Raw genomic sequence first — 24,711 nt, 5'->3', positions numbered from 1 at the left:
ATTAAGCTTCCCTCCATACTCGACGCCAGAATGAGTTTGAATACCGCTTATCGCGATATGTCAGTAATTCATGTAATTTACTACCATACATTCGGTAGAAGGCAGATGAGCTCATTCGGGCATCCTTGGCAATATATACCCTGCCACCTGCATCAGCTACAATGGTATCACAAAGGTCAAGCACTTCAAACAATGATGCGCTGCGGACAGGTAAATCCATCGCAACGGTGAGCCCGCCCATTGGGAACGATAGCAGGCCACCTGATGCCACCGACCCAAACCGTTTCAGTACCGTAAGATACGAGGTGTGCCCTGCCCTGCCGAGCAACTCGCTAACCTGCGTGGTTATCGCAACTCCGGCGTTATGAGGCACCACAAACTGATACTGAATCAACCCCTGTTTGCCGTAAAACCGGTACCATTTTCGTACAACATCTAGCGGGAAGAAAAACGAATTCATCGCCAACCGATGTTGTTTTGGGGCAGCCATCATAGCATAATACGCCCTGTTAAACAATCGTACATTTAACGGTGAATTACCAATGCGCGCAATCCGTGGCATAGTCAGCGTACGCTGTCTCCGTCGCTCATACTCTCCGTCGGCACAATGATCGCCCACGCTGCACAGTCCACGTCCGGAAAAGCTGTCAATCCATGCAACCGAATACTCATGGATAGCGTCTGCCTCAGCCAGCATATCTACAGCATCGGCGGTGCTACGGCAAGGTACGGTGCGGGTATTCAGATATGCCGAGCCCACCCGAAGCAACCGGAGCGTGGCACGAAGGATACAGCCCGTAAGCCCGATACCACCGATAGTTGCATAGAACAGTCCGGGGTTTTCGGACCGGCTGCAGGTTTGAACTCTACCGTTATGAATAATGATGATCTCGTCCACAAAACAGCAGAATGACCCCCGGTGCCAATGGTTCTTGCCGTGCACATCGTTTGCAATAGCACCACCTACAGTTACATGCCTTGTACCAGGAAGTACCGGAACGCACCATCCATGCGGCAAAACGCGGGTCAGAATTTCATCAAGTGAAACACCTGCCTGCACCGTTACGACCCCACGGTCTGCATCGAAATGCTCGATAACGTTTAATTGTCTATTCCAGGCAACGGTACCGCCGGAATTCAAACAAACATCGCCGTACGAGCGTCCAAGCCCGCGAATCATCACCGGTGCCGTTGCCTGTTCCAACTGCTCACAGGCCTCCGTATCGTTCTTCAGAGTTACGTACGATGCCGGATGGGGCTCAGGGAAATGTCCCCATGACGCAACCCTGCTCATAGTGAAGCAACCACCAGGATCATGACGGCCACAGCAAGCACGATATAACTATTTTTATCTTTTAGCGCATAGATTACCGGATCTTCGTGAACAAGACCGCGATGAGCCGACATCCACACGTGACCTATCCAATACAGCAAAACCGGTGCAAGTGCCCAAAGCCTGTCGGGATGGTTGTAGAGCGACGCAACGTTCGGACTGTGCACGTACAATACAAAAACAAGTACCGCCATAAAGCCAATGCTGGGGCCGAGAACAAGGACAAGTGATGCGTCGGACGCCTGATAGCCACGTCCGCTGGATGCAGCCTCGGTTGTTGTTTCAGTAACGTCGCGTAATTCAGTGTACCGCTTCAGGAGCGCCAGGCTCAGAAACAGAAACAACGAAAATGCAAGCAGCCAGGGCGACAGAACAACCGCGACCACGGCACCACCGGCAAGCAGACGTAATGAATACAGCATGCTTAGCACAACCACATCAAGCATGACAATACTGCGTGCCCATACACTGTACAACGTTGTTACTGCGGCATAGAGGGCCAGGTAATTAACGAACTGTACAGAGCCAACAAACCATGCCAGGAGTAACGAAAGAAGCACGAGCACCATCACAAGTCGGAAAGCTGACGGAACGGATAACAGACCCGAAGCGATCGGCCTGTTCTTTTTATATGGGTGCTGCTGATCGTTCTTCCTGTCAGCCAAGTCATTCACAGTGTACACCGCACTGGCAAGAAGCGAAAAGCTGGAAATAGCCAAAAACAGCCTGATCCATGCGGTGGAATCCTGCAGGTCATGTGATAAAAGCAATGGCACGGCAAGAAGCAAATTCTTTACCCACTGGTGAATCCGAAGCTGGCGTAACAGCGTTGTCATTGTACAGTAACGCCCTGTCGTGTAAAGAACTGCTCTAATTCGTGAATAAAGATCCCGTCACGCTCTTCACATGCCGAACAGAGTTGCTCATCGTGTACGGTAACCGAGCCATTGGTTGCATAGCGCTCTGCCGCATCACACAGCTTTAGTGCGTCCGACGCATGACTGTGGAAACGTGCTTCAGCGTATTCCCTCGACGCAAAGGTGCTTATCAGAAACTGCCAGTCTGAGGCCTGAGCCAGAAGCATTTGCCGAAATGCGTTACGTACAAACCTCAGCATGGTTGAATCCCAGCCGGGAGCACTGTGCTTGGTGAGCAGCATTTGCATTCGGTGCTCCAACAGATACTCACGTTCCCACGTCCACTGAACATCCGGGTTCATCCATACCTCGTGGTTTCCGTTTCGACCCCATGAACTTTCGGGCAGGGCTATCTCACACCGAGGCTGCAGCGCATCATACTGCATGCCCAGGGTGGTTGTGCGGAGTATCGGCGACGTATGGATTTCACGGAGCAGATGTTCCAGGAACAATGGTCCCTCGAACCACCAGTGTCCGAACAGTTCCGTATCGAATGGCAGACATATTGTTGGTGGCGGCCCGGTCTCTCCTGTGTCCATCATCCGATGTCGGAGCGTTACTTCCAGAATCTCACAAAAGTGTGCAGCGTGCTGCCTTGCCTTGTTTTCGGCCCACTCGGGAACGTACGGTTGTTTCCACTGCATATCGGCCTTGTTATCGGTAACACGCCAATACCTCAGTGCTGATCGATAATACTTTTTATGAAAATCAAGATAATCCGGATCACCCGGATAGCCTGATTCGCCACTCCACACCTGCAGGGCAATACGGCGGTGCCTGGTAAAAACAGCAGCCGATTCCCTGTGGTTCTCACCACTCACCAGGAACACGTCCATCACTGAACGCTCGTCCAGCTGCTGTCTGATACGTCCATAGGTATCATGATAAGCAACCCGAAGGTTATTGGAATCACGGACACCCAGCGGAATTGCCGAGGTAAGAGCCCCTTCGTCCGTAACAAAATACCGTAGATGGTACTGTTGCAGGAACTGCTCTACACCTTTACGCGGGCGTGCAATGCTGTACGGGGCTACCGGCAGATAGGTACGCCATGAATATGCCGGCCGGTAGGCACACTCCGGAAGCCAAATCCCGCGTGGTGCACGCTGAAAATGACGCTGATAATTTTCGACGGCCATTCCAATCTGTTGTTCTACACTACTGTCTTCGGCCAGCAGTGGAAGATAACCATGAGTAGCACCGCAGGTAATAATTTCAACCAGACCACGGTCCTGCAAACTCCGGAATGCACCGATGATATCCGAATTAAATGTTGATTGGAACTGCTCCCATTTGGTTACGTACCATTCTGACCAAACGCCTGCAAGCTCAGCAAAATCCTGAGCCCCTTCATCAGTAAATTTCTTTCGATCGCCCTCGGCTAGTTTGGCGTGTTCAGTACAGTACGTATGAAACACCTTCGGGAAATCGGGGTGTGCCAGCTGTTCGCAGAGTACCGGTGAAATGTCGAATGTAAGTCCGGGAATAATCCCTTCGGCCGACAGTGTATTACACATCATCAGCAGCGGCAGGTAGCACTCGGCTACTGCTTCACAGAGCCAGTCACTGCCGTGGGGCCAGTTACCGTGGTGCAGCACGTATGGCAAATGTGTATGGAGTACAATGCAAATCACTGGTGATCCAACTGCAAAAGTTTGCCAAAGCTACGATATCCGGAACTTACCCAACCACCTCACCACCAAACACGACCAGTGCCACCTACAAACAAAAACGCCATGGCTATACACCATGGCGTTCATTTACCGGGCGAGTGACGGGGCTCGAACCCGCGACAACCAGAGCCACAATCTGGGGCTCTACCTACTGAGCTACACCCGCCGTTGGAATTACAAGTTTACCGCTTTTTACCGAATTATTTATCTGCGAATGTTTGGCACCACATCCGGAGAGTCAGGAGCCTGCGGATTTCGGGCTATTTTAAGCGTCTGAAGTACCGGCAGGTCCACAAGCTCAGAAACCGGTAAATCCAGGAGGTCATTACCCGAAACGTCGATCAACTGTAGCTGTTTGCATTGCCCGATCTCGCGGGGCAGACTCCGGATTCGGTTATGAGCCATACTCAGCCGGACGAGTTTACTGCACGCTGCGATTGACGCAGGGATAGCCGTAATCTGATTCGTGTCGGCATTCAGACTCAGCAAATCCGGATTGTCCATCCTGGCAGGCAGTGCGGTTAACCCGTTCCCGGCAATCACCAGTTCCTGCAAACCGGGCTTGTTAAAATCAGTGGCACGTAAACTGTCAATGTGATTAAAACTGACATTAATGTTTTTTAGCGATTCAATTCCCGTTAGGATCGATGGATACTCCGTTAGCCGGTTGTGAGCAACCGAAATACTTTCCAGCTTGTCCAACTGCGCAATATCAGGATCAATCCGACCAAGCGAATTGTCGTCAAGGGTGATTTCCTTAAGCTGTCTGCAGGCTCCGATTCCGGATGGTATTCGTTCAAGCCGACACCGATCAAGCGTCAGCCTCTCTAAAGCTGCAAGTTCCGGTATGCTTGCAAATCCACCGTCGTTGTCGGAGAGTATGATCACCTTTAGCTTCGGCAGTTTTGATAATATGGCAGGAACTTTTGTAATTCGGTTATTTCGAAGATCCAGAATTTCCAAAGCCACGCACCGTTCAAGTGATGCGGGTATTTCGGTAAGCCCACACCCCACTAAACGCAGATGCTGCAGATTTACCAGTTGACCCAGAAACGACAAGTCCGTAAAACCTGTCTGTCCTGATAAGTCAAGCCGAACTACTGCTTCGGGGTTTTTGACGGCTTCGTCAACAGTACGAACCGGCATTCCCGGGACCCTGATGGGACGCATTCCATCAGGATGCACCGGTCGCGCCTGACGCAGGCCGGATGGCTGTGCAAATGATATGCTGATTACCGCAAAGAGTCCGGAAAGGACAAGCATGCTTCGTGTCATCCTGCAAAATAGCGGAATTCGCGGTACCAGACCGGACAGATTGCCATCCGCCCTACCTGGTCAGAAGAAACGTAACCCGTTCTGCAATCACACCGTCAACAAGCACCTCCAGCAGGTAGAGTCCGCTGCTTCCGCACCGGTCAAGTCTGCAAAACACGGCTGATGTATCCTTTACGACCAGGGTGGCTTGGAATTCATCTGCAACGCGACCATCCACGGATGAACAGCGTACCTCCGATACCGCACCTCTACGTACGTGCAGACGGATGTTATCGCCACAACTGACGGCAGGCCCCGGGTATCCGGCAACCGGATGCATTGTGAATCTGGCAGGGGGCTTTGGCATACCGATAACAGCCGACACTGACCCCGATGCAGCACGGCCACCCGCAGGCTGCAGTATCGGAGGCACCTGAAGCTGACACCACGCACGAGGAACAGATGCCAGAACAACGAGAATGACGATGTAGCTCATTCATACACTGTACAATCAGAGCAGGAATTTGTGACACTGATGGAAAAAACGTCCAGTACACCATCGCATATCGTTATTTTGAGAATTCAGAGCGTATGACGGGAACTGTACTCCGATATATTATTCTTTTCAACCGGTGGCGTAAGGAGCGGATATCACAGACAACATTTCTGCTTATTGCTGCCGCTGTTGTTGGCGTGCTGGGGGGCGCAGCCGCCTCGGTAATAAAAAAAGCAACTCACCTGGTTGCCGAATCCCTCCAGAATGAAATTGCCGGTACCTATAAGTACGCACTGTACTTTGTACTGCCGATTCTGGGCTTAATACTCACAACAGGGTATGTAAAAATATTTCTCAGAAAGCAGGTTTTTAAACAAGGGATTGTTCCCATTATTCGTAATATTTTATACAATCGGAGCAGGGTTGATTTCCATAACAGCTACAGCCAGATCATCACCAGCGCGTTAACGGTTGGAATGGGCGGCTCCGTTGGCCTTGAATCACCATCGGTAGCCAGTGGTGCCGCACTGGGTTCGAATGTTGGACGACTGTTCGGGTTAAGCTATCGCGACACTACGCTCCTGCTAGCCTGTGGAGGGGCCGCAGGGATTTCCGGCGCCTTTGACAGTCCAATTGCCGGTATGCTCTTTGCCCTGGAGGTTCTGCTCCCCTCGTTTTCAATACCGGCAATCACGCCGCTGTTAATTGCATCGGCCGTAGCCTCCGTGATCTCCTGGATGGTGTACAACCAGCCATTGTTTGTGTATGTAGCGGATTCCTGGACGCAGGACGGTTTCTGGATCTACATTCTTTTTGGCATCCTGAGCGGAGCCTATACCGTGTACTATGCCTCGGCAAACGAACGCATAAACACCTGGCTGGGCGGAATTAAACGTACCTGGGTACGCATTGCCGTTGGTGGCATCAGTCTCGGAACTATGATTGCGCTATTCCCTGCACTCTATGGTGAAGGATATATTAACATTCAGCCACTACTGGATGGTAATTATACTTCGTTAATAGCCAATAGCATGTTCTCGGCGTACCGGGAATATGCCTGGGTTCTTATTGCATACGCAACCCTCACAGTGATTGCAAAAACGGTAGCATGCTCGGTAACGCTGTCGGCCGGCGGGAATGGTGGCATGTTCGGACCAAGCGTGGTGATAGGAGGGCTGTTGGGGTTTATCTTCTCCTACGGTCTGAATCAAACCGGGCTGACCGATGTGAATGTGACACACTTTATTGTAGCCGGCATGGCTGCCTCGATCAGCGGAGTAATGCACGCCCCTCTCACCGGTATTTTCCTGAGTGCAGAAATCACCGGAGGATATTCGCTGATGGTTCCGCTCATGATGGTCTCAGCTATTTCATACTTTATCAACAAACACTTCAGAAAGTATTCAATTTATACCAAACCCATTGCTCTGCAAGGTAACGATTACAAGGATGAAGTTGATGATAACAGGATCTTATCCGGACTCACCGTTCGTGAGGTCTTAGATCATGGCTTTGTAACTTTATTTGCTGACGAAACCGTTGAAAGCAGGCGCACTGACATCATGCAGTCGGCCAGATCGGTATTTCCGGTAACCAACAGGAACGGCAAGCTGGTTGGGACACTTGGTATCGAACATTTGATGGAATCGCTGTTACACACACCCGACAGCAAGAGTCACCAAACCGTAGCCGAAATTGTACAGCCTGTAAAAAACGTTGTCAACATCACGATGCCGATGTCTGAAGTTATGCAGCACATGGACAAGCTGGGTCGGCATTTTCTGCCAGTTGTTGACGATGACGGCATGTATTGTGGTTACGTAACCAAGGACAGTGTGTTTACAGCCTACCGTCAGCGCCTGAACGAGAAACTAACTGTGTAGGAACATGCGCTGCGGAACCAACGTCACAGAGCCCGTGGCACCACATCATCTGACGCACGGAGCTGATGCCTGAAAAACAATTCCTTGGTACATTTGCTTTCAACCTGCTACACGGTGAGTCGCAGAAGAATTACCAATGAAACATCTACTTTTCTGTGGATTATGTGTTGTTGTTTACGTTGGCAGTATCCATCGGGGTATTGCACAACCGGCAGTTATCTATGTCAGGGCCGACAGTCTGGTTACCACAACGGCATCGGGCAGTGTGAACAGTTGGCAATCTGTCTCGGGCCGTGTCACATTCCTCCCTGGTCTGACTGGTGAAGCACCGTTGCTCGTACACGATGCCATGAATGGCAGGCCTGCAGTGCGGTTTTCGAATAACGGATATCTTATAGGTCCGTCGATATTTCCAACCATGTCGGACTACACCCTCTACGTCGTCGCGCGTTGGGATGGCAAGGCAGCATCGAACAATCTTTTTTCTGGTATCAGCCGTGCCCTCTACCTGGCCAACACACCATATCCGCGAGTTCTTCATGGTGGTAATTTCTCGCTGCAGGGAATTAGCAGTATTGCCATGACGGGGCCTTCGGTAATCCGTGTAGAGTATTCGGCAGAGCCTTCCATGGTGCGCATCAGTATTAACAATAAGCTGGCCGACGCTACGGAAATCCCCGTCAACACTGACTCGGTTTGCTATATCGGTGCGTACGCGGGTGCAAACTTTTTTTGGGGCGACATCGCCGAGGTTGTGCTTTACAATCGGCTTCTTACTGAGCAGGAACGAAGCAAACTGGAATCCGATATCCATTCCAGGTACTCCATCCCGCATGCACCCAACCCACCCGCTCCGGTTGTTCTTTGGGAGTGGGAACCAAGGCCGTACGAGTTAATTCCCGTTGGCGAGAATCTTCGTGTTAAGGGCCGTATCATTGATTCTACCATACACAAAATCGTGTTTACTCTTGACAGTACCGGTATTCCGATTGAATCCTGGACATTCGCGTTGGACACCAGTGCCGAATTTGATTTCGAACGCACACTTGCTGCCGGCCTGCATGACTATCACCTGGTAGGCATGGCTGTGGGGTCGGACTCTCTGCAGCGTATCATCGATGCTGATCACATTGTTTGTGGAATTCCGATGGCAATCGAAGGACAGTCGAATTGTATTTATAGTGATCTGACCCAAGTACCCTCGGCCTTTGTGCGCACGTTTGGCATGAACTTTAGCCAACGTCGTGCCGATACACTTTTCTCGGTCAGCCAGTCAGCTTCGAACGGGCGTGGCGGTCATGTAGGATCCTGGGGTTTGCGCTTACAGAACAATATCGCCGGAAACATGAACCTGCCAACATGTGTAATTAACGGGGCTGTTGGCGGTACCCGGATTGAGCAACACTTTCCGAATGAAGAAAACCGCTACAACATGAATACGATTTACGGATCTTGGTTGTACCGGCTTGAAAAAAGCAGGATGCGAAATCACATACGGTGGCTGTTCTGGTATCAGGGTGAGTCAAACAGTGGCTCGGACGACTATTCCGCCCTCTTTAGTAAACTATATGACGAATGGAAAAAGGATTTACCCAATCTGGAACACATCGTTGTTGTACAGATTCACACCGGGTGTGGTGGAACAGAACACGCCAGGCTGCGCGACGATCAGCGGAAGTTGCAGCAGCGTTATTCAGATATCATCGTCCATTCTGCATGCGGGTTGCCAGGACACGACAATTGCCATTACCGCAATGATGGATACTGGGAGCTGGGCGATCAGCTGTTCAGGTTGTTTAGGGACATTGAGAACGGAATTACCAGCCCTGCATCGCGTGCCCCCGATGTACGGCGTGCCGTTATTGACCCCGAAACCAACACTGTTACCATTACCACTGATTATGCCGTCATGCTGGTGCCATCTGTTCCCGGTGCCGACAGTCTTCCATCAGCATTCTTCTTTAACGGTAACGAAGCCGTCCACCCCGATACCGTATGGCTGACCGGTAACAATATTCATTTAGATCCGCCGGACAGTATTCGGGTATCCACTGTAAGCTACATACCGGACAGGTTTAACGATAAAAATGAATACTATCAGGGGCCGTGGATTTACGATGAAACCGGTGTTGGCGTCCTTACCTTCCACAATATACCCGTTATCCCTTCCGGTGTTGATGAAGATGCTGAACGCTCACCAATGGAGTTCGTGCAGGTACGGAGAGGCGGACGTCTAAGCCCCCTACCCACCGGACAGGCATGGCTGATCAGCGCTACCGGTGAGCGCATCGGTATTGGCATGTGTCAGCAAGAATATACCATACCGCCCACTATAGCCGCAGGCCTATACTGTCTGCAAATACAAACCGGCTCAACGATGACCACCCGCTATTTCCTGGTTACGGACTAAGATCCCGGCTGGTTTTCCGGCTCGCCCGTGGCGTGATTTTCCAGGGGGCTATGGCAAAGTGTACAGCGTTATGGGTCTTGTACCCGTGGTTGCGCTATCATGGTTCACGTATCAGTCAACGCCATCAGTAAAATTTTCTTCTTGCAGGTTACACTTCTTCTTGGCATTTTCGTACCGGTCCAAAACGGAGCACCATCAGAGCTGGCTCCGCAAGCAGCAATCCCATACCCTACCCCTAAGAACACTCCATTTTTCTTATTAGTTGTTTTTATTAATTCTGCATTAGGAATGCATGGCACAACGGCAATATCCGTATCGTGGTAACCGTGGACGCGGTTATCGCGACCAGCGTGGCTACCGTGATCAAAGAGATCAACGGGACCAAAGAGAGCAAAAAGAACTGGCACAGGAAACACCTGAATCCATCACCCCCGAGCCCCCTGCAATTGCCATTGATCTGGCAGGCCTCAAATCCAAGAAAATTGCCCAGCTCATCGAGATAGCCGCTCAGATTGGCATTGAATACACCAGTGATCTTCGTAAGCAGGACCTCATCAATAAAATCACTGAGGCTGAGAATGCACGACTGATGAAAGAAGCTCAGCGTGATGCAACACAGGTATTTACCGGTGTTATCGAGGTGCTGCCTGATGGATATGCCTTTTTGCGATCGCCGGCATACAACTACCTACCGTCCACTGAAGATGTGTACGTAAGCCCCTCAGCCGTGCGACGATACGGACTTCGTACCGGCGACACGCTCAAGGCTCATATACGTCAGCCACGGGACGGTGAGCGGTTTGCCGCCATGGTTCGTATTGAGGCAATTAACTACGAACCCTTCACTGAGCAACGCACCAAACGTGTCTTTGAATCACTGACACCGTTGTACCCACAGTCGCGCCTGAAGCTTGAAACAGCACAGAACGAGTTTAGTACCCGCGTAATTGACCTTATTAGTCCAATCGGGAAGGGACAGCGGGGTCTCATCGTAAGCCCCCCAAAGGCAGGTAAAACCATCCTGCTGCAGAAACTCGCAAATGCTATATCCCGGAACCACCCTGAAGTAAAGCTGATTGTTCTGCTTATTGATGAGCGTCCGGAAGAAGTGACCGATATGCAGCGATCAGTAGCTGCCGAAGTCGTTGCGTCCACGTTCGATGAGCCGCCGGAGCGGCACGTGCACGTTGCCGAGATTGTTCTGGAAAAAGCAAAACGGCTGGTAGAAACCAAACAGGATGTTGTAATCCTGCTGGACTCTATTACACGTCTGGCACGGGCACACAATACCGTGATTCCCCAAAGTGGCAAACTGCTATCGGGTGGCGTTGATGCAAACGCACTGCACCGGCCAAAGAGGTTCTTTGGCGCTGCCCGGAACGTGGAAGAAGGAGGTTCGCTAACCATCATTGCAACTGCACTTGTTGAAACAAACTCACGGATGGATGAGGTTATTTTTGAAGAGTTTAAGGGTACAGGCAATATGGAACTTGTGCTGGACAGGAAGATAGCAGACAGGAGGATCTACCCGGCAATTGACGTGAACAGGTCCGGTACCCGCCGTGAAGAACTACTGCTTACGCAGGATGAACTCAATAAGGTTTGGATACTGCGCAAGGTGTTAGGCGACGATCCCCCCGTGGAAGCCATGGAGCGTCTGCTGGAACACATGCGCTCAACCAGGAACAACGAAGATTTTCTAAAGACATTTAATTCCTGATTCGACGAAATTACTTCAGGGGAACTGACAGTGCAACGTTTCTTTTATACCCTGGCCGCATCTGTGCTCCTTTGCCTGGTTACCGCAACCACAGTAATGGCGCAGGGACCTCGCAGAAAGAGCTTTGGAATTGGAATCGTTCTTGGCGACCCGCTTGGACTTACTGCAAAGTATTGGCTTAATCGCGAAGAATCGATTGCTGCCAGCCTTGGAACCTCGTACTTTGGTTGGCCACGAGTACAAGTTGATTACCTGCAACAGATAAACACCTTCCGATCAAGAGTCACAACAACCTACATTGGTGGTGGTGTTGGTGTGGGACTTGGAAGTGGTCATGACTGGTATATCGCCGGTGATGATTCAACTGCCTGGTATAAGCGTGAACAAAGTAAAACCGGCATTGCTGTGCGTTTTGTAGCCGGTATAAACGTTATTCCTCGCAGATCTCATTTTGAGTACTACGTGGAAGTAGCGCCTAATCTTGGACTGCTCTCTGGGTTTGGTTTAGCGCTTGACGCAGGTCTGGGTGTCCGGTATTACCTATAACAACATCCTGTTGCACAGCAAGGCTGTGCACGTCTCTGCAGCGCAGGTAAAAATGTCTTGGTTGTAGTTTGCGTTATGCTGAAACATGCAATGAACATATCACTTGCCGTTGGCGTTGTCATGTTGGTGGCAAAGTGGATAGCATGGATGCTTACCGGATCAAGTGTAATCTTCTCCGATGCTGCCGAGAGCGTGGTTCACATTGTTGCCGTCTGGTTTGCGTGGTATGCGCTTAGGATGACGCTGCGTCCGCCGGATTCTGACCACCACTACGGTCATCAGAAAATGGGTCTGATCAGTGCAGCGGTTGAGGGTGGCCTAATTTGCATTGCCGGCATCGTCATTATTTTTACTTCTGTGCAGCGTATGTTTACCGGCATTCAGCTTGAGAAGCTCGACGTCGGGATTGCGATAACAGCAGGGGCAGGCATGGTGAACGCACTTTTAGGCTTTTTTCTTGTGCATACCGGCAAGAAAAACCATTCACTTGTTGTTGAAGCAAATGGTAAGCACGTGTTAACTGATGCCTGGACGAGTGCCGGTGCGGTCTTGGGGCTGTTTCTGGCATCCGTAACTGGATGGTACATTCTTGACCCCCTGCTGGCAATCGTCTTTGGCGGGAACATCATGCGCGAAGGCATAAAGCTTGTCAGCATGTCGGTTACCGGGTTAATGGACAGTGCCGATCCCGTCATTGAGCAGCAGGCACGGCAGGCACTTTCGGAATTCGTCCGGCAACACAACATTACCTTTCACGAGTTCCGATTGCGCAGTTTTGGCAATCAGGCAAGCGCAGACTTTCATCTTCTGTTTCCGGATACCACACCAATATGGCAGGCACATAAGCTGGCAACAGAGGCTGAGCACATTGTACGAAAAGCAATTGGTTTAGAACAGGTGGACGTTATTTCGCACCTGGAACCGCAATCGCATCCGGCGGACCATCCATGAGAGCGCTGGTGATTCAAACGGCGTTTATTGGTGACGTGGTGCTCGCCAGTGCAACGGTGGAGTCACTCCACTCTGCCGGGTTCGAGGTCCACATCATGGTTCGCAAGGGCAATGAACAGCTTTTTGCAGATCATCCATTTATTCGGCACATTTACGTCTGGGACAAACGTCATAAGTACATCTCGCTACTTTCGAACCTTCGGTACGTTCGTTCAATCGGGTTCGACGTTGTTATCAACCTGCAGCGATATGGAACAACTGCCTGGTTTACTCTTGCATCGGGCGCCCGCATCAAGGCTGGATTTCGAACTACCATTGCATCCCGATTCTACACCCATTCAATTTTGTACTCAACAGCAACGCCGGAACATGAAGTTGAGCGGAACTATCGATTGTTATCATCGGCAGTACAAGCTGACGCGAAACCACCACGCCTGTATCCGTCGGCAGCAGACTACGAGGCCATAGCCCCTTTCACACATCAGCCTTATGTATGCATTGCACCTACATCGGTTTGGTACACCAAACAGCTTCCAATGGAGCAGTGGCACGACGTTATTCGGGCGCTCAACACCAACGTGTATCTTCTTGGCAGCGATGCCGACTCACCGGTATGTAACCAGCTGGCAGCAATGGCCGGAAGTCTGACTACCAATCTTGCCGGCAAGCTCTCGCTGCTGGAGAGCGCTGCTTTAATATCACGTGCATCATGTACAATTGCGAACGATAGTGCTGTAACGCATATCGCATCGGCAATGGACGCTCCAATCGTAACGATTTTTTGCAGTACAATTCCGGAGTTTGGTTTTGGTCCATTGAGTTCCGTAGCGGCAATCGTGCAAACAACGCAGACGCTGTCATGCAGACCCTGTGGTATTCACGGGCTTGCACAGTGTCCGGAAAAACATTTTTTATGTGCCCGCAGTATTGGCACCAGCCAGATACTCTCTGCTGTTAACAGTATTTCGACGCTTCGCGGTATGTGAGGGGGCTAAGGCTTGATTTATTACAATCAAGGAATCCACGTACTGCCTGAGGATTAGTTTTCGAGTATTCCCGCAGAGCCCACCCTGCGGCTTTTCGGAGGAAGAACTCCCGACTGTCCATCACAGCCCGAACAAGTGAAAACAGTAACTCGGCATTCGTACGATCCTTATACGCCAACTGTACAATGAGTGCTGACCTTTGAATCCACATGTTGGGATGCTGTATCCAGCGTCCCGTAAGCGCAGTAAGATTCACCGACGGAGATCGTAGGGCAATGATGCCCGCAACCCGTGGTGCCAGACAATCAACGCTGTCCCACCACGAGTTTGCCTGAATCAGGAGTTCACATCGCCTGAGCAGTATATCGGGATTGGGGATGGACACCGACTTTGAGGCAACAAGACGTTTGAGCATATCCAGTGCTGTGTAATGCAGCTCCCGTTCAGCATACTCCCATAACCGTTCTGCAACGTCGAAACCCGTTGCAACATCGGTGATGCTCCGTACAAAGTGATACTGCAGCTGACGGCGCAGTGATGTTTGAAGACCAAAAAACTCAAACTGATTGCGCATATATGCACTCATGCCAGCCGCAATCTGCGGCTGGCCATGAGTGCGAAATGCTGATCGCAAATCTTTAAGGCTCTTAACCCAGTTTACGTTCGATTGCTGCATGAACCCGGTTCATGGCTTCGTTGATGTTATCCAGGCTGTTTGCATACGAGAACCGTACAAAGCCCTCACCGTAGGCACCAAAAGCAGCACCCGAGAGGCAGGCCACACCTGCATCATTGAGCAGGTACGATTCGATTTCGGCGCTCGTCATGCCAGTTCCTGTGATATTCGGAAACACATAGAAAGCCCCATGCGGCTTATGGCACCGAACACCAGGGATTTGGTTAAGGCGTTCTACAATCAGGTCACGGCGCTGCCGGAACTGATCTACAAAGTATCCCACTCTGTCTAAGGTCCTGTCGCTCAGTGCCTCGATACCGGCAAGCTGCGTAAACGTTGCCGTACACGACGTACAATTTGTTTGCAGTTTAGCAACCTGTGCCGCAACATCCTTGGGGAAGAGGCCGTATCCCAAGCGCCATCCAGTCATAGCAAACGTTTTTGAGAAACCATCCAGAACCATCGTGCGTTCCGGCATTCCCTCGATATTCGTAATTGAATGGTGCTTGAAGTCGCCGTAGGTTACCTGCGAATAGATCTCATCACTAAGCACCATCAGGTTATGTTTAATGGCCAGTTCTGCAATTTGTTCAAGATCTTCGCGGGTAAGGATACCGCCCGTAGGATTTTGAGGCGTGTTAATAATAACCATTTTTGTTTTCGGGGTAATGCGTGCTTCAAGATCAGCCACATTCATCCGAAATTCATTTTCTTCGCGTAAAGGCAGCGGTACCGGCTTGGCACCCAGGAAATTGATGACTGATTCGTAGATCGGGAAGCCTGGATTCGGGTAGATAACTTCGTCACCTTCGTTAATTACGGCCATCATTCCAAAGAACATGATGGGCTTCCCTCCGGGCGTAACAACCACGTTATCCGGTTCGTACACCGAGTAGCCTCTTGTTTTATTCATGTAGTTCGCAATAGCAGCCCGGGCTTCCGGGAGGCCGGCGCTTGGCCCATAATGGGTAAAGCCGTTATCGAGTGCAGTTTTTGCTACATCGATGATGTTTTGTGGAGTATCAAAATCGGGTTCACCGATCTCGAGGTGAATAATGTTTTTACCTTGTGCTTCTAAGGCACGGGCTTTTTGAAGTACTACAAAAGCAGTCTCAGTACCAAGACGCGACATGCGTTGGGCAATATTCATAGCTACAACTGATTACGAAAAAGTTATTGAATGGAGAGTGTGAACTCTGTAACCGTGGCAAACATACGGCTTATTACTCTCCCTTACGGTTAATTGATATGCGTCGCTGTGTTTCTTTATCGGGAACCGTGCTGATAACAATATCCCAGTACTTTGCCGGCATCATAGTTGCGGCATGTTCAGGCCATTCAATCAGTTTCATGGCATCATGGGCAAAAATCATGTCGTCGAATCCAATCTTGGCAAGTTCGTCCGGGTTTTCGATTCTGTACAGATCCACATGGAAGATAATTAAATCTCGACCGTCCGGGCATTTTCCTTTGTACTGATTAATAACGCTGAACGTTGGGCTTGTAACCAGGTCTTCGACCTGAAAATACTGACAGACACCCTTGATAAACTCCGTTTTACCGGCTCCGAGTTCGCCGGTACAGGCTACCACGTCACCCTTAACCAGACCGGCTGCAAATTGTTCGCCTGCCAGTATCGTCTCGGATTCTGAATGAGTAACCACAACCTTTTCCCTCATGTATTCACGACCAGAGTACTGAAACAAAGAACACAACAATACGGTTTTTTGGGTCATAGCGGTATGACATTGGCGCACCCCATTGAATTCCGGTTGGTTTAACGCTTCACCAGTGTTAACGCGGCGTTAAAACCGCAACCGGTAAAACCATTTCCTCGAGTGAAATGCCACCGTGCTGGAACGAGTCGCGGTACTTCTGGAGGTAGTAATTGTAGTCCGTAGGATACACAAAGTACCGATCTTCCTTTGCAATGATACAGTTTGTGGCAACACCGGGTGCGGGAATTCGCCAGGACAGCGCATCACGGATGATCACGGCATCACGTTCGTCGGCTTTAATGTTCCTGCCGATTTTATAGCGAAGGTTGGCCGTCGTCTCTTTATCTCCAAACACTTTTGCGCCGCGCAGACACCGCACGCTGCCGTGGTCTGTTGTTACCACGATCTGCACGTCGGGTATCGTTGCAAGGCTTCGCATAATCCCGTAGAATGAGCTGTGCGTGAACCAGCTCTTCGTTAGGGTTCGGTATGCGCTTTCGTCAGGAGCAATTTCTTTCAGGATCGGATAGTCGGACCGTGAATGGGCTATCATGTCCACAGCATTAATCACGATAGCCGTCAGCTGATTTCTGGCGTACCTCATGATGTCGGCTTCGATCCGTTTACCAAACTCGGTATCAATGATTTTAATGTACTGCAGATCTCCCTTCAGCTTAATCCGTTTTCGTTCAAGGAAAAGCCGGAGTAGATCCTTTTCATACCGGTTTAATACGTGTTCGTCAGAGCCCCTTTCATCAATAGCGTACTCAGGATAATGCCTATTGATTTCGGTGGGATAGAGCCCGGCAAATATCGCATTACGCGCATACGGTGTTGCCGTAGGCAGGATGCCGCAGTAGTAATCGCGCTGGATGGTGTACAGTGAACGCAGGAATTCTTCCATAACCATCCACTGATCAAGTCGCATGCAATCCACCACAATAAAAAAGGTAGGCCGCTTATTCTGCAGCAGCGGTACGAGCCACTGGTCAAGCACATGCGGCGACAGGAAGGGTGCACCGTCGGCACGCGACGCACGGTCAGTGAGCCAGCCCTGATATTCCGATTCAATAAACTTACTGAATTCCGAATTGCATTCGCGCCACTGGTCGCGCAACGACTGTTCCAGACCACTATCGGGATGAGCGTCGAGGGCGATACTGCGTTGAACCATTTTCAGATACACGTCCAGCCATTCTGACCACTCCATTTGGTTGAGCAGCCTTCGCGAGATCTGACTGTACTCCTGGTGAAAATCCTGTGTAAGTTTACTTTCGGTGATGCGACCTTTTTCGAGAAATTTTTTACAGGCTGCCAGAATCTGGGTCGGGTTAACCGGTTTGGTCAGATAGTCGTCGATCTTATTTCCGATGGCTTCTTCCATGAGTGTTTCCTGCTCGTTCTTGGTAACCATCACCACCGGCAGCGTTGGATCCAGATCCTTGATAACGCTCAGGGTTTCCAGACCGGAAATGCCAACCATCATCTCGTCCAGGAAGACCAAATCAAATCTGCCGTTCTGCACCAGTTCAATGGCGTCTTCACCATTCGTTGCCGTAGCAACCTCATAACCGCGCTGCTGCATCAGTATAACGTGTGGTTTTAGAAGCTCGATTTCGTCGTCAACCCAAAGGATTTTTGCCATGTGAGTGTATGTAGTTGGTGAAAACAGAATGTAGTAACGTCTGAACCCGTTGGTGAATTGTTTTAAAACGGGGCTATGACGTTTTCCCGGGTGTAATAACAGCCATCGTGGTTGTTGCTCTTGCCACAAGGACCTCCTCTCCGTCAAACGCGGTACAGAATACGTCGGCTTCGCAGAAGTGCATCGAACGTCCGGCACGCACTACCGTTCCAACGGCACGAAGCCGGGTACCAACGGCCTTACGGTAGTACGATAATTTAATTTCTGCCGTCACCGTCTGATCCCCTTCTGCTACCAGCGTAAAGCCGGCAAAACCGGCTGCAACATCTGCAATTGTTGCAATTACGCCGCCATGCACAAGGCCCATTTGCTGGAGGTGTTGTTCGCTGACGTCGAGGACGGCTTCTACGTAGCCCGGCCGGATGTCGGTGAGGCGGCATCCGATATGCTTCATGAAGTGCTGTCGTTCAAGATGATTGAGGATGATCTGCTTGTAATTGTCGGATTTGGGTATGAACTGCATAGACAGCAAAAATATCCTGCTCTGCCTGAACCAATAGACTTTGGTTGTTACCGCTGTTGTCAAAAGCGATAAACGGGCCCCTTTTTCGTCTATACCGTTAGTTTAAACCGGAGTTTACCATGAACCTTAACAAGCTTACCATTAAATCCCAGGAAGCACTGCAAACGGCTCAGTCAATAGCTGCCAACAGCCAGCACCAGGCTATCGAGCCGCTGCATGTTCTATCTGCCTTGCTCTCTGATGCTGAGGGAATCATTCCGCCTATTCTAAACAAGCTTGGCGTGAACGTTGATTTCCTGAGTACCAAGGTGCAGGATGCGCTCAACGCAATGCCCACAGTTTCAGGTTCAGCAGGAGCACATTTAAGTTCTGACATGCAGCGGGTTCTCCAGGATGCATTTACGGAAGCGGCACAGCTGAAGGACGAGTACGTGTCAACCGAACATATCCTGCTGGCCCTGGTTAACACAACGTCAAAAGCGGCTTCGCTGTTAAAGGACAGAGGTGTGAAGCACGAAGGAATTTTAAAGGCTTTGGCCGAGGTTCGCGGAACACAACGGGTAACTGCACAGAACCCGGAGGATGCCTATCAGTCACTTCAGAAGTATGCCCGAAATCTGAACGAAGAAGCTCGAAAAGGAAAAATCGATCCAGTAATTGGACGCGAAGACGAGATCAGGCGGGTGCTCCAGGTTCTTTCACGACGGACCAAGAACAACCCTGTTCTAATTGGTGAACCCGGTGTTGGCAAGACGGCAATCGTGGAAGGAATCGCCCAACGAATAGTTTCGCAGGATGTTCCGGAGACGTTGCAGACAAAAACTGTGTACTCACTGGACATGGGTGCGCTGATTGCGGGAACACAATACCGAGGTCAGTTCGAAGAACGCCTCAAAGCCGTTGTGAAAGAAGTAGCCGACTCCAACGGCGAGTTTATCCTGTTTATCGACGAGCTGCATACTCTGATTGGTGCAGGAGCTACGCAAGGGGCTATGGATGCCGCTAATATTCTAAAACCTGCCTTGGCACGGGGTGAACTCCGCGCCATCGGTGCCACAACACTCGACGAATACCGCCAGCACATCGAGAAAGATGCTGCTCTGGAACGGCGCTTCCAGAAGGTGTTTGTGGCTGAGCCTACCGTTGACGATACTATCAGCATCCTGCGTGGACTAAAAGAGCGCTACGAGGTCCACCACGGCGTTCGGATTACCGATGGAGCCATTGTGGCTGCTGCCCAGCTAAGCAACAGGTATATCACCGACAGATTCCTGCCCGATAAGGCTATTGATCTGGTGGACGAAGCAGCCTCCAAACTGCGTATCGAGATCGACTCGATGCCCGAGGAACTCGATACCGTTGAACGCAAAATCCGTCAGCTCGAAATCGAACGCCAGGCACTCCTTAGAGAAGTCGGTCTGTAAACTTGTTGGACCTCAGAAAACGCTCCGCCAGAGAAAAAAGTAGTTTATTGTGTATTAGCTAAGTCTGTTTATCCTTGACTAAGCTGGGTAAATTTATTAATTTTGTTTCAACATTAGTCACATTTTCACCACCCGGAGGTACCAATGGCTAAAGTCGTAAACATGCACGAAGCCAAAACTCATCTTTCCAAGATTGTGGAGGAAGCAATGAACGGAATCACCGTTTACTTAGCCCGCAACGGCACGCCGGTGGTACGCCTTGTACCACTTGTATCGGAGCAGCTGGTACGCCCGGTTGGTCTTCACGAAGGTACGTATTCCTGGTCGGAGCAGGACACCAGGGAATTGCTGGCCTCTGAATTCACTACCGAAGACCTCACTGCCCTTGAAACTAAGCCATTGGAGCCATAAGATGGCTGGTGCAAGGCCGCTATTACTGGACAGCCATGTTCTTATCTGGCTTGACTCAGACGTTGGCAAAATACCAATACGCATCATCAAGCTGATTCAGGCTACCGAAGCGGTGTATGTATCAGCGATAACAGCGTATGAGTTAGGCTTAAAGTACCATCGCGGAATGTTACCTGCATTCGAACCCTTTGCTCAGGATTTTGAAAAGGCTTGCAGGATGTATTCAATCAGCATCCTGCAGGTTGATCCTGAGTCGGCTGCACGGGCTGCAGTGCTTGAGTGGGAGAACAGAGATCCGTTTGACAGGGTGATAGCAGCGCAGGCAATCATGTATCGATGCCGGCTCGTTACGTCCGACACTGCATTTACCCGGCTTGTTCAGGGCCCGGAAATCCTGTGGGACAACAGGTAGTGTCGCGCGTCCCAACGCAATTTTCCGGACAGACAAGGGACAACGATTTTTCTGAAGTAGTTTGCGTTGAGTGGATTACGGCGTAAAATTCAGTTTACTCAGGATACTGCACACCATGCGACGGACGAACGAAAACAGTATTCGCCAGACATTGACATCGTTGCATGAATCACATCCGCATCCCATTGTACGAGTTCCTTTGAAGAATTACCGCCACTGACGCAGAAATTCCAGACGATCCTGCAGTTGCGCCATTGGTACAAGGAGTTTTTCCTTACCAAGAATTGCTTCATCCTGAGAACCAAATACCAATTCGTAATCCTTACTCATTACAATTGCCTCTTCCGGGCAGACCTCTTCGCAAAAACCACAGAAGATGCAGCGCAGCATATTAATCTCAAACTTCACCGGGTAGCGTTCTTTTTCCTGGTCGGTTTCGCTGGCACGAACCTCGATTGCCAAGGCCGGGCATACACGGGCGCACAACCCACAGGCTACACAGCGTTCACCCTCTTCCTCTTGCACCAGCACCGGGCGTCCGCGGTAGGATCCCTCCGGCGTCCACCGTTCCTCGGGATACTGCCGAACGAAGGTAGGACGGAACATTTGCCGGAAGGTAAGCCCAAGCCCCCTGGCAATCTCTTTAAGATAAATTCTTTCCCAAAAGTTTAATCGTTGAGCTTCGGTATTAGTGGTAACGTTTGCCATGACTTCGCTGTGAGGTAAGGAATATTAACAAAGTATAAAAGTGTGATATTACTCCAGAAGGAGAACGACGAACCCGGTTACGGCCAGGTTGGCAAGTGCGAGTGGCAGCAGAACCTTCCAGCCCAGGTTCATAAGCTGGTCGTAGCGGAACCGCGGAAGGGTCCACCGAATCCACATAAACACAAACACAAACAAAGCTGCCTTGCCGGCGAAAGCGCCAAAGCCTATCAGCGCCATTGGAACTGAATATGGTTCAAGGCCAAACAGGGCCGCATCATCAACGAATGGAATCAGGTCCCATCCGCCAAAGAACAGTGCAGCGATAATGGCACTGCTGGCCAGGATGTGAGCATATTCGGCAAGGTAGAGTAATCCGAACTTCATACCGCTGTACTCGGTGTGGTACCCGCCTACCAGCTCAGGCTCGGCTTCCGGCAGGTCGAACGGTGCACGATTTGTTTCGGCAAGAGCACAAATAAGGAAAATCACAAACGTCACCGGCTGATAGAAGATATTCCAAGCACCGGCTGTTTGCGTCTGAATAATGCTCACAAAGTTTAGCGATCCGGCAACCAAAACAACGGTTACCACCGACAAGCCCATGGCAAGTTCGTACGAAATCATCTGTGCGGAAGCGCGCAGGCCTCCAAGCAACGAATACTTGCTGTTGCTTGACCATCCGGCAAGAACGATGCTGTACACCGCAACAGACGTCATAGCCAGAACCACCAGAACTGCAATGTTCATGTTGGGAGCCATGGTGAGTCCGTAGCGTTGCCCGTCGATCTCAACAAACGGACCACTCCAAGGAATAACCGCGTACACCGTAATGGCTATTGCGATGGCAATCATCGGGGCAAGCGCATGAAACTTATAGTGAGCGGCCGCCGGAACGATATCTTCCTTGAGGTATAGCTTAAACACATCTGCGAACGACTGGAGGAGTCCCCACCAGCCAACGCGGTTGGGTCCGACACGGTTTTGTATCCACGCAGCTATTTTCCGTTCGGCCAGAACCATGTATGCCGCGCTCAGCAGCATCACGTTTACAAGTATTGCCGCCTGAATAACATAGATGATCAGTTGTGTCCAGTTCATACACTCTATCCTACTTGCGGTTTCATGAAGTTACTAACATAAATTACTTGTTCCGGTTCAGGCTGATCTGCCTTATTGAGAATCAGACCCATGTGTTTATCGAGCAAGGCATACGACATTCCTTTAAAGCCTTCAACATGGGCGGCAATATCGTTAAAAACGTTTTCACTCGAATCGTAGCCCCACTTGAAGCCCATTCCTTCTGCTATTGCCTGCATGACACGCCATGCACTCCTGCAGTCGCGGCGTTCGCCATGGGTCCACCGGTCATTTGGCGCACCAAACTTATCCCACCGGCTCATCTTTAGTCCCATATAACGTTCGTTTTCAGCAGTAACGACTGCCGGACGGAACCGTTGTACCCGATTGTTTATGTTGGTAAAGGTGCCTTCGGCTTCGGCAAACGTTGCAATGGGCAGCAGAACACTTGCCTGCTGTGCAACGACAGTTGTATGGGCAGATAGTACAATCAGATTAGGTAGAGCCGCAAAGGCTTCGGCTAGAGACTGGCTGTGAGATAGTGCATCGTCTTCCAGCACAATAACGGTTTGGATTTCGCCCGACGTGATGCGCTTCGCCAGGTGGTGTACTGATTTCGAATCATTGCCAGGCACAATTCCAACAGCGCGGGCACCGGCGGAGTTCGGAGACACATCGGCTACGCGCAGCATATCATCGGCAAACTCCGGATTGCTGTGTGCAATACAATCAATGTTCTGTGATTTCAGAACTTCACGGGTGAGTTTGGCAAGCACAAAGTTGTCTTCGTTAGAAGCATGCGAACTCCCCAACACATACACCTTTGAAGCCGGCGTATCCCTAATGATGGTGACTGCCGCTTCGATAGCATCGGTCCATGAGGCCGGCGTTAGCTCACCATTAACACGAATCTGCGGACCGGACAACCTGTTTTTGTTAATCAGATCTGGTGTTTGCAGACGTCCGGGATCACACATCCAGTACGTATTTACATGGGGATTCGTACGGGGCTCAAGGCGGAGGACTTCGTTGTTCATTACACCCATGTGGATATTGCATCCGCGGGCGCAGCCGGGACAGATGGTATCGGTAAAGCTCATCTCCCACACGCGGGCACGGAACCGAAAGTCAATGCTTGTAAGTGCACCAACCGGACAGATGTCGATAATATTCATCGAGTACGCATTATCGAACTGCATACCAGGGAAGGTTCGAATCGATACCGAATCACCACGTTGATAAAACGTTAACGCCGGTTGTTTTGCCACTTCGTTTGCAAAGCGAATGCAGCGAGAGCAGCTAATACACCGTTCGCCGTCGAACATAACATTCGGACCAAACGGCAGGCGTTTAATCTTATGAACTTTTTCTTCGTCGAATCTGCTTTTTGCATTACTGTGAGTAAAGGCATATTCCTGGAGTTTGCACTGACCGGCTTCATCACAGATCGGACAATCCAGCGGGTGGTTAATCAACTGGAACTCCACCACGGCATTTTGTGCCGTTACAGCCTTCTCGCCAACCATATCAACAAACATTCCGTCGGCAACCGGAGTGGCGCATGCGATCTGGAGTTTTGGTATCCAGCTAATCACCGGCTTGCCTTCGTCATCAAACACCAGTGTACCATCGGCATCTTTTTTCTGCGAACCTACCTGAACCAGGCACATCCGGCAATTCCCGGCAATACTCAATGCCGGGTGCCAGCAGTAATGAGGAACAACAATGCCGCTGTCCATCGCAGCTTCAATGATCATTTGTCCAGGCTTTGCTTCAACAGCCTTACCATCGATATAAATTATTGGCATGGAATACTACGATAATTTTGGAACAATGCAAACATAACCATGAAGCACGAAGACGTGGCTGAATCAAGGTTCTGAAAAATCAAAGTCATACATTCTTTAATCTTGGAACACGGGGTAACGGGTGGTTGTACGGCAAACAC

Annotated in this window: 22 protein-coding genes and 1 tRNA gene; 9 read left to right on the top strand and 14 right to left on the bottom strand. The window is 50.4% G+C overall.

What is annotated here, in order from left to right:
• Window position 1: 1 nt before the first annotated feature.
• The 6 genes from HRU79_09995 to HRU79_09970 all read right to left on the bottom strand — a co-directional run bounded on the left by HRU79_09995 (window position 2) and on the right by HRU79_09970 (window position 5,673).
• Complete coding sequence (locus HRU79_09995) at window positions 2–1,294, bottom strand: FAD-binding oxidoreductase (GenBank protein ID QOJ26955.1); 1,293 nt, start codon at window positions 1,292–1,294, stop codon at window positions 2–4.
• On the bottom strand, window positions 1,291–2,169 hold the full coding sequence (locus HRU79_09990) for a UbiA family prenyltransferase (protein ID QOJ26954.1): 879 nt from the start codon (window positions 2,167–2,169) through the stop codon (window positions 1,291–1,293). Before HRU79_09990 ends, HRU79_09995 begins: the two co-directional genes overlap by 4 nt.
• On the bottom strand, window positions 2,166–3,884 hold the full coding sequence (locus HRU79_09985; protein QOJ26953.1) for a DUF1957 domain-containing protein: 1,719 nt from the start codon (window positions 3,882–3,884) through the stop codon (window positions 2,166–2,168). Before HRU79_09985 ends, HRU79_09990 begins: the two co-directional genes overlap by 4 nt.
• A 132-nt stretch (window positions 3,885–4,016) precedes the next feature.
• Window positions 4,017–4,089 (bottom strand) — tRNA-His (locus HRU79_09980).
• A gap of 38 nt (window positions 4,090–4,127) precedes the next feature.
• Window positions 4,128–5,198, bottom strand: coding sequence for a leucine-rich repeat domain-containing protein (locus HRU79_09975; GenBank protein QOJ26952.1), 1,071 nt, complete (start codon window positions 5,196–5,198; stop codon window positions 4,128–4,130).
• Window positions 5,199–5,250: 52 nt separating this feature from the next.
• The gene (locus tag HRU79_09970) at window positions 5,251–5,673 is read right to left on the bottom strand and encodes a hypothetical protein (GenBank protein ID QOJ26951.1); all 423 of its coding nucleotides are present in this window, start codon (window positions 5,671–5,673) and stop codon (window positions 5,251–5,253) included.
• 95 nt (window positions 5,674–5,768) lie between these two features.
• On the opposite strand from HRU79_09970, the gene HRU79_09965 reads away from it, so the two are divergent.
• The 6 genes from HRU79_09965 to HRU79_09940 all read left to right on the top strand — a co-directional run bounded on the left by HRU79_09965 (window position 5,769) and on the right by HRU79_09940 (window position 14,169).
• Window positions 5,769–7,556: a chloride channel protein gene (locus tag HRU79_09965; GenBank protein ID QOJ26950.1), complete on the top strand. Its 1,788-nt coding sequence runs from the start codon at window positions 5,769–5,771 to the stop codon at window positions 7,554–7,556.
• A 136-nt stretch (window positions 7,557–7,692) separates the two neighbouring features.
• Window positions 7,693–9,966 (top strand): hypothetical protein, encoded by a 2,274-nt coding sequence (locus HRU79_09960; GenBank protein ID QOJ26949.1) that lies wholly within the window; start codon window positions 7,693–7,695, stop codon window positions 9,964–9,966.
• A 292-nt stretch (window positions 9,967–10,258) separates the two neighbouring features.
• The gene (rho, locus tag HRU79_09955; protein QOJ26948.1) at window positions 10,259–11,686 is read left to right on the top strand and encodes a transcription termination factor Rho; all 1,428 of its coding nucleotides are present in this window, start codon (window positions 10,259–10,261) and stop codon (window positions 11,684–11,686) included.
• A 30-nt stretch (window positions 11,687–11,716) separates the two neighbouring features.
• Window positions 11,717–12,232, top strand: a complete 516-nt coding sequence (locus tag HRU79_09950; protein QOJ26947.1) for a hypothetical protein — start codon at window positions 11,717–11,719, stop codon at window positions 12,230–12,232.
• Between the two features lie 75 nt (window positions 12,233–12,307).
• Window positions 12,308–13,183 (top strand): cation transporter, encoded by an 876-nt coding sequence (locus HRU79_09945; protein ID QOJ26946.1) that lies wholly within the window; start codon window positions 12,308–12,310, stop codon window positions 13,181–13,183.
• Window positions 13,180–14,169 (top strand): glycosyltransferase family 9 protein, encoded by a 990-nt coding sequence (locus tag HRU79_09940; GenBank protein ID QOJ26945.1) that lies wholly within the window; start codon window positions 13,180–13,182, stop codon window positions 14,167–14,169. Before HRU79_09945 ends, HRU79_09940 begins: the two co-directional genes overlap by 4 nt.
• Here HRU79_09940 and HRU79_09935 read toward each other — a convergent pair.
• From HRU79_09935 to HRU79_09915, 5 genes are all read right to left on the bottom strand, one after another.
• Window positions 14,138–14,845 carry a DNA alkylation repair protein gene (locus HRU79_09935; protein QOJ26944.1) on the bottom strand — a complete coding sequence of 236 codons (708 nt, stop codon included), beginning with the start codon at window positions 14,843–14,845 and terminating at the stop codon, window positions 14,138–14,140. The two genes, HRU79_09940 and HRU79_09935, sit on opposite strands and share 32 nt — an antisense overlap.
• A complete protein-coding gene (locus tag HRU79_09930; GenBank protein ID QOJ26943.1) occupies window positions 14,817–15,995 on the bottom strand; it encodes a pyridoxal phosphate-dependent aminotransferase in 1,179 nt (392 codons plus the stop codon). Before HRU79_09930 ends, HRU79_09935 begins: the two co-directional genes overlap by 29 nt.
• 73 nt (window positions 15,996–16,068) lie before the next feature.
• A complete protein-coding gene (gene tsaE, locus HRU79_09925; GenBank protein QOJ26942.1) occupies window positions 16,069–16,524 on the bottom strand; it encodes a tRNA (adenosine(37)-N6)-threonylcarbamoyltransferase complex ATPase subunit type 1 TsaE in 456 nt (151 codons plus the stop codon).
• Window positions 16,525–16,639: 115 nt separating this feature from the next.
• Window positions 16,640–18,208 carry a response regulator gene (locus tag HRU79_09920; protein ID QOJ26941.1) on the bottom strand — a complete coding sequence of 523 codons (1,569 nt, stop codon included), beginning with the start codon at window positions 18,206–18,208 and terminating at the stop codon, window positions 16,640–16,642.
• A 73-nt stretch (window positions 18,209–18,281) separates the two neighbouring features.
• Window positions 18,282–18,731, bottom strand: a complete 450-nt coding sequence (locus HRU79_09915) for a PaaI family thioesterase (GenBank protein ID QOJ26940.1) — start codon at window positions 18,729–18,731, stop codon at window positions 18,282–18,284.
• Window positions 18,732–18,850: 119 nt separating this feature from the next.
• Between HRU79_09915 and HRU79_09910 the strand changes: the two genes are divergently transcribed.
• From HRU79_09910 to HRU79_09900, 3 genes are all read left to right on the top strand, one after another.
• Entirely contained in the window at window positions 18,851–20,155 is a 1,305-nt protein-coding gene (locus HRU79_09910; protein ID QOJ26939.1) for an AAA family ATPase, read from the top strand.
• A 144-nt stretch (window positions 20,156–20,299) separates the two neighbouring features.
• Window positions 20,300–20,566, top strand: coding sequence for a type II toxin-antitoxin system prevent-host-death family antitoxin (locus HRU79_09905; protein ID QOJ26938.1), 267 nt, complete (start codon window positions 20,300–20,302; stop codon window positions 20,564–20,566).
• Between the two features lies 1 nt (window position 20,567).
• A complete protein-coding gene (locus HRU79_09900; protein QOJ26937.1) occupies window positions 20,568–20,978 on the top strand; it encodes a type II toxin-antitoxin system VapC family toxin in 411 nt (136 codons plus the stop codon).
• Between the two features lie 207 nt (window positions 20,979–21,185).
• On the opposite strand, the gene HRU79_09895 is transcribed toward HRU79_09900, so the two are convergent.
• Genes HRU79_09895 through HRU79_09885 form a run of 3 tightly spaced genes read right to left on the bottom strand, consistent with a single transcriptional unit; the run spans window position 21,186 to window position 24,571 of the window.
• A complete protein-coding gene (locus HRU79_09895) occupies window positions 21,186–21,686 on the bottom strand; it encodes an NADH-quinone oxidoreductase subunit I (protein QOJ26936.1) in 501 nt (166 codons plus the stop codon).
• 48 nt (window positions 21,687–21,734) lie between these two features.
• Window positions 21,735–22,784: an NADH-quinone oxidoreductase subunit NuoH gene (nuoH, locus tag HRU79_09890; protein QOJ26935.1), complete on the bottom strand. Its 1,050-nt coding sequence runs from the start codon at window positions 22,782–22,784 to the stop codon at window positions 21,735–21,737.
• Window positions 22,785–22,789: 5 nt separating this feature from the next.
• Window positions 22,790–24,571, bottom strand: coding sequence for a (2Fe-2S)-binding protein (locus HRU79_09885; protein ID QOJ26934.1), 1,782 nt, complete (start codon window positions 24,569–24,571; stop codon window positions 22,790–22,792).
• Window positions 24,572–24,711 lie beyond the last annotated feature (140 nt).

Source organism: Ignavibacteria bacterium, from assembly GCA_015709655.1.
Classification (GTDB): Bacteria; Bacteroidota; Ignavibacteria; order Kapaibacteriales; family Kapaibacteriaceae; genus OLB6.
The sequence above is the reverse complement of the archived record's forward strand: the minus strand, read 5'-3'. Positions and strand labels throughout refer to the sequence as shown.